At 40.2% G+C, this 8,767-nt stretch carries 10 protein-coding genes; all 10 read right to left on the bottom strand.

What is annotated here, in order from left to right; all coding sequences use genetic code 11:
* Nucleotides 1–1,643 (bottom strand): hypothetical protein (locus GKG41_RS22050; protein ID WP_154262530.1); only part of this gene is annotated, 1,643 nt, incomplete at its 3' end.
* Nucleotides 1,636–2,946, bottom strand: a complete 1,311-nt coding sequence (locus GKG41_RS22045; protein WP_154262527.1) for a BppU family phage baseplate upper protein — start codon at nucleotides 2,944–2,946, stop codon at nucleotides 1,636–1,638. The genes GKG41_RS22050 and GKG41_RS22045, both read right to left, overlap by 8 nt.
* A 65-nt stretch (nucleotides 2,947–3,011) precedes the next feature.
* A complete protein-coding gene (locus GKG41_RS23665) occupies nucleotides 3,012–4,730 on the bottom strand; it encodes a glucosaminidase domain-containing protein (RefSeq protein WP_347563382.1) in 1,719 nt (572 codons plus the stop codon).
* A 53-nt stretch (nucleotides 4,731–4,783) separates the two neighbouring features.
* The gene (locus tag GKG41_RS22025; RefSeq protein WP_154262523.1) at nucleotides 4,784–5,122 is read right to left on the bottom strand and encodes a hypothetical protein; all 339 of its coding nucleotides are present in this window, start codon (nucleotides 5,120–5,122) and stop codon (nucleotides 4,784–4,786) included.
* Nucleotides 5,123–5,133: 11 nt separating this feature from the next.
* On the bottom strand, nucleotides 5,134–5,394 hold the full coding sequence (locus GKG41_RS22020) for a hypothetical protein (protein ID WP_154262520.1): 261 nt from the start codon (nucleotides 5,392–5,394) through the stop codon (nucleotides 5,134–5,136).
* A gap of 143 nt (nucleotides 5,395–5,537) precedes the next feature.
* Nucleotides 5,538–6,221, bottom strand: a complete 684-nt coding sequence (locus tag GKG41_RS22015; RefSeq protein ID WP_154262516.1) for a GIY-YIG nuclease family protein — start codon at nucleotides 6,219–6,221, stop codon at nucleotides 5,538–5,540.
* A 529-nt stretch (nucleotides 6,222–6,750) separates the two neighbouring features.
* Nucleotides 6,751–7,026, bottom strand: a complete 276-nt coding sequence (locus GKG41_RS22010; RefSeq protein WP_154262513.1) for a hypothetical protein — start codon at nucleotides 7,024–7,026, stop codon at nucleotides 6,751–6,753.
* 22 nt (nucleotides 7,027–7,048) lie between these two features.
* A complete protein-coding gene (locus GKG41_RS22005) occupies nucleotides 7,049–7,519 on the bottom strand; it encodes a hypothetical protein (protein ID WP_154262511.1) in 471 nt (156 codons plus the stop codon).
* A 14-nt stretch (nucleotides 7,520–7,533) separates the two neighbouring features.
* On the bottom strand, nucleotides 7,534–8,337 hold the full coding sequence (locus tag GKG41_RS22000) for a hypothetical protein (RefSeq protein WP_154262507.1): 804 nt from the start codon (nucleotides 8,335–8,337) through the stop codon (nucleotides 7,534–7,536).
* A gap of 11 nt (nucleotides 8,338–8,348) precedes the next feature.
* Nucleotides 8,349–8,744: a hypothetical protein gene (locus tag GKG41_RS21995; RefSeq protein WP_154262504.1), complete on the bottom strand. Its 396-nt coding sequence runs from the start codon at nucleotides 8,742–8,744 to the stop codon at nucleotides 8,349–8,351.
* Nucleotides 8,745–8,767: the final 23 nt, after the last annotated feature.

Here is an 8,767-nt window from a genome sequence, read left to right as displayed (position 1 = left end):
CTATAAAAGAAATCGTACCAGGCATCTTTATCAAATAGGTTTTTGGTTCTTTTCCCTACCCCCTGTATATCCTGGGGATATTCTGGACTGGGGGATGATGTAGCGCCTGTGTATGGTTCCCACGGGAGGGCGGTTTCTCCGGCGTTAATCATACAGGTATCAAGCGCATTATCCGCTATAGTTAATCGCATGTAATGCGCATTTTCAGGTACGGCAAGTGTTCCATAGCCAGCGATACCCTGCAAAAGACTTTTGTCTGCATTGTAAAATGCGCCCCAACGTTTTGCAGTCATGTTAGTGGTTACTGTAACGTAATCATATCCAGCAATAGGTATATAATCACTTGCGTTCTGCCCTTTTGCAACATTTACGCCGCTTATCACTTGTCCGCTCGTATCACTCAAATATGATTCCTCGGTAATTTTCGACGCATCAAACAACTGCGCCCCCGTCGTCTCTACCTGGTGTGTTTTTCCATAAAGCACAAAATCCTCAGCGCAACTATTCACTGTCCCTTCAAGCTCAATAGTTGACCCTTCAGTTACAGCAATCTCTGAAATACTTACCGGGCACAGCACCGCTTTTTCTAATTCATATAAAACAGTAACAGAACTGCCAGCCCCAGATTTGGATAACAAAAAATCCTTAAGTGCACCAACAGACACAAAATCTGTCTTCAGATACAGACTCTTCTCAGAACCATAATAACCAACCGTATCATCATCAGCTGCAATACGTGAAAAATGACTGCAAACTGAAGTATCAGTCCAGCCATTAAATCCATCCAGCCGATATCTTTTGGTTGTGTCAGAAGCGATAGTATCAGCAACCCATACCTCAGTACCCACAAGATTTTTTACATTTACATGTTTCTCAACCCATGCTTTACCAGTACGAGGTTCAATCCAAAGCCTATCTGCAATTCCATCCACACTTCGTAAGTCATCAGATAAGGCGAGCTTGTACCAGGCACCGTTGACTTCGAATTTATAGTTGCCAGAAGGATATATGTTTTCACAGGCCATAGGATATTCTGGATTTGGGGCTGGGATTCCTCCGACATATGGCTGCCAATCTACTAATGGAACCCTGCACAACATGGGCCTGACTACTCCTGGTTTGATTGGAGAAGCTATATTGCCAGCAAACCCTATACATATTTGAAATGTTGGATCAGATGCCCACTCTTCCGTAACTGTTAGTGTCGGTGATGTTGCGGTGCTGAACATAGATATAACAGGAGTATTGTTAATCTTAACCTGCATATAGTGATAGGGATATACGTTGTAATACTGAAATGTATATGCACCTATGGGAAATAGTTTTACGGATTCTTCATGAGTAAAAGTATAGGAGGAGGAAAGCGATTCTGTTATATTCCCTTGCCCAACTATTGTAAAGCTCCCATCACCGTTATTTTTGATGCTTGTACTACCAGCAGCAACACTGTTTATTCTACTAGCGTCAAATAACTGCTCCCCACCGATTCTCTTCTGAGTCGTCCCACCATCCACATAATACCTGCAACTAGCAGAATCATACAGCAGCGGAAGCTCCGGAAGGGCGTCTATTGTACTCTGCAACAGATGTGACTGGTCATATGTCGGAACAATAGTCATAGTACTCAACAGCGCATTATTCATATTCCTCGCCTCCTACGGGTACTGCACTCACAATCCATTTCGTACCGCACCGGTTTAATACATACATCATGTGTTCATTATCAACGGGTTCCAAAAAACCAAAGTTGGCACTGAGCTGGTACTGAGCGGTATCACTAAAATCCAAGGTACTTCCATAGCAGTGTATAGAGCAGACGCATCCATTGTAAAAGTTGGTAATCGTGAGCGGCTTTGGCTGCGTGAGAGTCACGACTGCATTGTAAGAATCATTCAGATTCCAGGTTATGGTATCAGTAGTGTTATCCAGGACAACTGGAGCGTCAAATTTGGCCGGAGCATCCACCAAATCATAGAAGGAGCCTGTAGTAGCAACAGCAGCAAAGCTGGGTTTCCCTGTAATGATTTCCCATGCGACTGTCTTAAGTGCGTCCCACTCTGAGGTCTTGATCCATTCCGGGTTCACATCATTTCCATCTAAATCGTGCGTATCATATATATAATCCGCCCGTGTCTCAAGCACAGAACAGCGGTCACAGTCCCGGATTCCATCAGCAGCGTCCCTCTCCGTGATAGTTGCAAAGAAATAGCTTTTTGTATCTGTGGACATCAGCTGAATGACTCTCTGTTCTGCCTGGATTGTTTGGTTCATGGCTTCCTGGGCGGTTTGGGCATTTTGTGTTGTGAGTTCCCGGTTTGTTTCCGTTATCTGCTTGTCGCTGGCTGTTTGTTCCGCTTTGTTTACAGCAATTGTGGCTTTCTCGATGGCAGTATTCTTTGCGTTTTGCGCGTCAAAGGCATAAGTCTTAATCTCGTCCGCATTAGCAATTGCCTGGTTAAGACTGGAAATCAATCCCTGAGACGCAGTGTTTTTTGTATCTAGCTCAGTGCTTAAATTTCTGGCCTCCGCAAGTGCAGTATCCATGTCGTGCTTCGTGGAACCTGGAACATTTGGATAAAGCACCTGGTTCATCACACGATCCACGATCCGGACGCGGAAAGCAGAAGAGGAGAGAACAGCATCCCCGTCTTTTATAGCTACTTGTCCATACATCATGCCGGGAATCAGCAAAACCTCTTCAGTCAGGATACAGGTAAGTACGTCATCAGTAAGGGTGCACTCCAGGGGCAGTCCAAGTTTGTTTTCTATTCCTACTTCAACGGCCATTGTTAGTCCGGAAGGCAGTGAGAAGGGGAGCCCGTCAGATTTAAGCTTGATTCTCAGCTGGTGGGAATTTGCGTCTCCGCGATAAATATCGATAACCTGGACACAAGCTGTATTTATCCGCTTAAAATCGAGTGTTAATTCATGCGTTATTAGCTGCATACTATTATCTACCTCCTTTAAAAAAAGAAGAGACCCATAAACAGAGCCTCTTCCTTATTATCATCTTATTTTACTAATTTATATTTCTTGAGATCCGGTGTTTCGGTATCCCATGTATCATCGTAGACACCGTTTTTATCTACCCAGTAATACAGCGATTTTGGTTTGGATTTGATGTAGGCGTTTACAGCCATGGCACCGGAGGCAGTGAGGTAGTACCAATTACTGTCCGTATGCATAATCCAATCACTTTCAACCATGGAACCATCCGTATTGGAGAAGTACCATGTGTTTCCAACCATGTACCAGCCAGTCTTCATAGAGCCGTCATCTGCGCCGCCCAAGTAATACCATTTGTTGTTCCACTTGAGCCAGCCGGATTTCATCCATCCTTCGGCATCAAAATAGTACCATTTGCCGTTTATAAATTCCCATCCGTTTTTGGTATAGGTTCCGTCAGCATGGCGATACCACCATTTTCCACTCTGCTTAATCCACCGGGATTTTGAAATTTCCGCAAGAAGCTTGTCCTTTGTTTTCTGTCCGTAAAGCCCATCGGCGGATAAACCATGGGCACTCTGGAAGTCAATAAGGGCTTCTTTTGTTTTTGTACCGAAAATGCCATCAATGGACAAACTATATCCGGCCTGGTTAAGAGCGCTTTGCATCTCTTTAACTGCGTCACCTGTATCTCCTAGTTCCAGCCAATCATGGGCAACGGTTTCAGAGATATTAGTATTAGTGATTCCTTCGGCAATTAAACGCCCAATATGTTCCATTCCAACAGATTTGGCTTTAACATAGTCAGAGGCAGAATCACAGAAAAATACTTCAATGAGAATGGCAGGGGCTTTCGTCTGGTTTAGCATGTACAGACTCTGGGATTTAACCCCTCCCCGATCCTTAAATACAGTGTCAAGCTTGGCGTCTACACGGCTTGCAAAAACTCTTCCTCTGGCTGTGTTGGCATATACCTCTCCCCCGGCTGCCCTTCCGTTTGCGGCATTAAGGTGCAGCTCACAGGATACATCATAGTCCCCATTGTTTTCTATATTTAATTTATATGGCCGTTCCTCGTTCTTAGAAGAAAACTTCCTTTCCGGGCAGATAACTAAGTCAACCTGACATCCCGCAAGCTCCAGGTATTTTTTTACATAAGGCGCCAGAGTCTTGCAGTACTGGTATTCGTTCACCCCTCCCTGGGCTGTTCCATCCGCGCTGGTACACGCCCCGGATTTTAATATACTGTGTCCTACACTTAAAAATACTTTCATGGATTTACTTCCCCCTTTGTCAAATCTTGTAAGGTTATACTGTTCGATTAAGCTGCATACTTTATTGATGTATTTACTGTCAGTCGCATAGCCTCCGTTTTTAATGATTGTAATTGCAGTTCTATAGTTAGTTTCATCCTTTAATCCGCTATACCGTAGGCTGTTACCATCTTTGGCACCCAGCAGATAAGCCGAATGATCCGCGATGGAATCATCTACACTTGGATATTTCCGGAAATCTGCTGTAACAGTGACTTTCTGCCCATCGTATTCCTCACCGGTTCTTTTCGTAAATTTGCTTTTCCCGTCCCAGGTACTCCCTGGCCACGAATTTCCAGACAGGCTGCATTTCATACCAAACAGGTTATTCGCGGATACTGCAAGGCTGGAAGTTCCGTAATTAGATTCAAGGATAGCCTGAGCCACAGTAACTGAGGCCAGCATACCTGTATTCTGCATATCCAAAGCAGCCTTTTGCCCAATCCATTCTATAAATTCTTGATTCGTCATATATACCCTCCATTAAAAAGAGGGCAGCGAAAGCCACCCTCATACAACTGTACCTATTCCTTTTTGTCCAACGCTTTGTCTACTGCCTTATCCAGCTGAGTTTTGGCGTAATCCTCCATAGAATTGAAGGTATTCTGCACAATCATCTCCACGATATTTCTAGGTATAATCAACCGGAGCGGTTTCGGTAGCAGACTATATAATGTGTCTACGCACCAGACAAATTTTTTGCCACCCGATTTCACTGTATCTGCATACATAGACTCGGCGTCAGTAATAATCTCATTTACTGTTTGGTTCAACTTCGAAGTGGTTTTAAAATATATTGCTAATCCACCTAAGAGTATATAAAGTACTATTTTTACAATTTCAATTATGGTATTTGCATCCATATGGTTTCCTCCTAATCATTCAATAGTTTCCATGTGTACGATTCCGGCTCGCAAATCTCATGGACAAAACTGTTTTCACCGCCATGGTTTTCATAATCAGCAATTAATCCCCGGAATGCCTCCTGATCCATCCTTGTCCATTCCTGGTGTTCATGGTGATAGCGGTAAGACTGCGCAATCCGGTCTTTCAGCTTTGCCCTTTCCGATTCATCATTTTTCTCAGACATGGCGTTGAAACGTTCGTCGTTGTTCTGCTGAAGTTCTACCATCATAGTAGACAGGACCTGAACCTCCCACGACTAAAGTCGCGGGGTTCCTGGTCAATAACACTAATGTGTTAAGTATCACCAGGCTATCCCCGTAGTTCCTACGGTTCTTATATGTATTATTTAAACATTTAATAATCACTTTCAAATTAAGCAATTTGCCATTTATACCCATTACAAGTTTTTTGTTTACACTGACAACATCTTCTAATTCCAGAATAATCAGAATCTGTTTGTTTGCTTGCAATAATTGCATTTTCATATATGGCAATTACTTCATTCGTATTTTTATCTATTTGTTTTATTTTATCAATAGATGCTCTATATCCTTCTCTCCATTTTCTAAAATGTTCTTCGGATATTTCATAGTGAAGTCCTTTATGAGCTTCTGAGATTTTCTTTCTTGTTTCTTCTGTATGATGTTTACCATAGAAAGGATTTAATTCTCCAATTCTTTTAGAAGCCCTTTTACTCATAGCATCCCGTTCTGTTTTTGACTTTTTAACGCCTCTTGTATTACCAGCTACTGGCGCAATATTATATCCATTTTCTGGTAAATAACTCTGATAAAAGTCAATCCATTTTTGCTCATATGCATTAAGATTAGCTTCATCAATATCTTTTTCTAAAATTTCTATTGAGAAATTGTCTATACCATATTTATTTATTGCACTTTTCATATGTGGATTAAATCTACCTTTTTTATAATCCAAAAATCTATTATAAATATTTATAGATTGGCCTATGTATACTTTACCATTTATTTCATTTTCCCATTTGTATATTCCAGAAAATGAAAAATCTGAATTTATTTCAGTTATAGAATATTTCATAATATTTATTCACTTCCTTTCTATTATATATTCTCTAAAGTGATTTAATTTGTTTAAATAATATAAAAGAATCATAGGATTCTTTGTCGTTTTTGAGGTGTCGTTCATATAAAGTCGCTACACTTTATACAGTTCTCCTATGAACTTCTTACACTTTCATGTAAGCACAGACTATATCTTATCCCTCGCCATTACACGTTAGGGTCTACCCACTTCCACACGCTTGTGTGTACTTCCCTCAAGAGGAATAGTCGTTGAGCTTTACCTTTCGGTCTTAGTTGCTGATTGCCCATTGTTTCAGTGTTTAGGATTTAACCTTGCACCATCTATTTGATTTTTTCTACTTTCGTAACATTCACGCTGATACCATTTCAGGTATTACGTTGTAGTTCAAATAGCTTTATGGGTTCCCAGCAGTTCAAGTAGTATTGGGTGTCATAAACACCTCTACATACACGTTTCTGTATATGCTAACTATTTGTAAACGCTCACTTACTCATGACTGAAGTCACGAGTGTGCGTTCGCAATTTAATCAATTTTTTGTGAGATAGCTTGTATGCTTTCCTTTAATTCCTGATCCCGTTCCGAAGCTTTGGATATATCTTCATTGTGTTTGTCAACGAGTTCCTGATGCTTCTGCTCATATGTATCCAGAATCTTGTCGTTTCTCCGTTTCTTCTCGTATGCGGCTTCCATTTTGGGTTTGTATTTTATGTATATGCCGCCAATAAACCCGATGGCAACCAGCAGGGTAACTAGTTGGCTTACCGTTACCCCTCCAAATATTTCAATAAACTCTTTCACACAAACGCACCATTCCTTTCTGTTACATTCTGTAAATCACTCTGCCAAATACCTTGTAGTATGGTTTCTTTTCTTTATGCTTCAATATGTAATAATAGATCCAGTCATCTAATAGGACACAGAACGCAGACAGGACCAGCCAGATAACAGCAAATGCAGCATTGATTTGATCAGCTACGGCGCTAAGATAAGAAAGCGGCGGGTTAGAGTAATTCCAAAGGCAGAGTCCCATTTCTACATTCCATTTATAGCCAAAGATACATTCGCATAGTAAAGCAATTAGCATACCTACAATAGACTGTAGTAAAAAATCAGTTTCAAAGGAAAATAGATTATTGATTAATCCTATACATAAACCAATAAAACCTGCTAACAAAAACATGTGCCAATCAGTGAGGTGGTTTTTCCATAGGCTTTCAAGAATAAAATATATAAATCCAAAAGTAAGGAATAATAGAATATGTTCAAAAATGAATTCTAATATCTTTTTCAATAGAATCTCCTCCCCTATACATTTACATAATCAATAACAACCGCAGAAACCTCCTCTTTTGTTTTGCAGTCCATAATCTCTTCTTCTAACGCCTGTTGCTTAGATACTCTGGGTTTTACTTTCTGTTCTACCTGACAGATTAATTCTAGAAATTCGGCTTCTGTCCATAATTCACAAGACTTACCGGTTTCATTCCAGGTTAGTTCAGTATTAGGTTCCGTCTGTTTTTTGATTTGATAGGTGATATAATTAGAAATCATCAAATCTTGTTTCTCTTTTGTTATCGAATAAGTTCCCATAGTTTGATTATGACAGTCAGAGTTTAGAGGATTATTGCTCAGATATTCAGCAAGAAGTTGCTTAGATTCGTTGATTCGGTATTGCTTTAGCTCTTTTAAGGTCATGGATTCCGTATCAACTACCGGATTAATTGCGGCGTCCAGTTCGATGACCTTTGTTTCTATTGTGGACGTCTTAGTGTTCAGCGCACTTGTCTCTTGTACCAGAGTTGACTCTAAAGTATTAATACGATCTTTAATAAGGGGCTGATATAAAACTACAGTACAGTAGTCTACCGGCTCTAAGTCCGCATTTAACCGATTATCTAAGGTTATATTTCGTACATTCAGATATCCGCTATATGTTCCTGCAAATTTATCATCTATATAAAACTCAAGAGTACCTAGATTATTGGCGTTATAGAATAACTCCTTTACGGTTTCAATAGGTGAATATAGACAAATCTGTAAATAAGCATTTGCATATTTAAACTCGGAGATCTCAACCCTGGAACCATCTTTAAATTGAAGTTGGTTCATACAAATCCTCCTTATTCAAACATAAAGGATAATCCCAAAAGTTCCTCTGGAGTTAGAGCGTTAAATTTTTCCAAATCACAAAGATCCAAAACACTTTCAGATACCTTGTGGATAGTAACATCTGAGTTATCAATAGATACTAACGCTTCCATTTCCGTCTCCAGTAATTTTTTATTGTTGGCATCAATTGGTATTTCTACTCCCGTTTTATCAGTTTCTAGTTCCCCTTTTTCGTTTAGTTTACAGTATTGCTTATGTATCTTTTGCCTTTCCTCAAAGTAAGTGTTATACAAAGGCTCCAAAATACTGATGTTTCGCCCGATGGCATAACTTAATTTGGCCGGGAGTACCTTCTTTTTTACATTGTAAAGTGCCTGTAAATTTTTAACTACTTCTAAATTTGTCATATATTATTTTCTCCTTTTTATAT

Source organism: Lactonifactor sp. BIOML-A5 (assembly GCF_009677585.1).
Taxonomy (GTDB): domain Bacteria; phylum Bacillota; class Clostridia; order Lachnospirales; family Lachnospiraceae; genus Lactonifactor.
The sequence above is the reverse complement of the archived record's forward strand: the minus strand, read 5'-3'. Positions and strand labels throughout refer to the sequence as shown.

What these genes read in the sequence shown, in the direction of transcription:
- GKG41_RS23665 (WP_347563382.1), bottom strand. Translation starts at nt 4,730, where the DNA reads ATGACGAATCAAGAATTTATAGAATGGATTGGGCAAAAGGCTGCTTTG.
- GKG41_RS22045 (WP_154262527.1), bottom strand. Translation starts at nt 2,946, where the DNA reads ATGCAGCTAATAACGCATGAATTAACACTCGATTTTAAGCGGATAAAT.
- GKG41_RS22000 (WP_154262507.1), bottom strand. Translation starts at nt 8,337, where the DNA reads ATGAACCAACTTCAATTTAAAGATGGTTCCAGGGTTGAGATCTCCGAG.
- GKG41_RS21995 (WP_154262504.1), bottom strand. Translation starts at nt 8,744, where the DNA reads ATGACAAATTTAGAAGTAGTTAAAAATTTACAGGCACTTTACAATGTA.
- GKG41_RS22025 (WP_154262523.1), bottom strand. Translation starts at nt 5,122, where the DNA reads ATGGATGCAAATACCATAATTGAAATTGTAAAAATAGTACTTTATATA.
- GKG41_RS22020 (WP_154262520.1), bottom strand. Translation starts at nt 5,394, where the DNA reads ATGATGGTAGAACTTCAGCAGAACAACGACGAACGTTTCAACGCCATG.
- GKG41_RS22015 (WP_154262516.1), bottom strand. Translation starts at nt 6,221, where the DNA reads ATGAAATATTCTATAACTGAAATAAATTCAGATTTTTCATTTTCTGGA.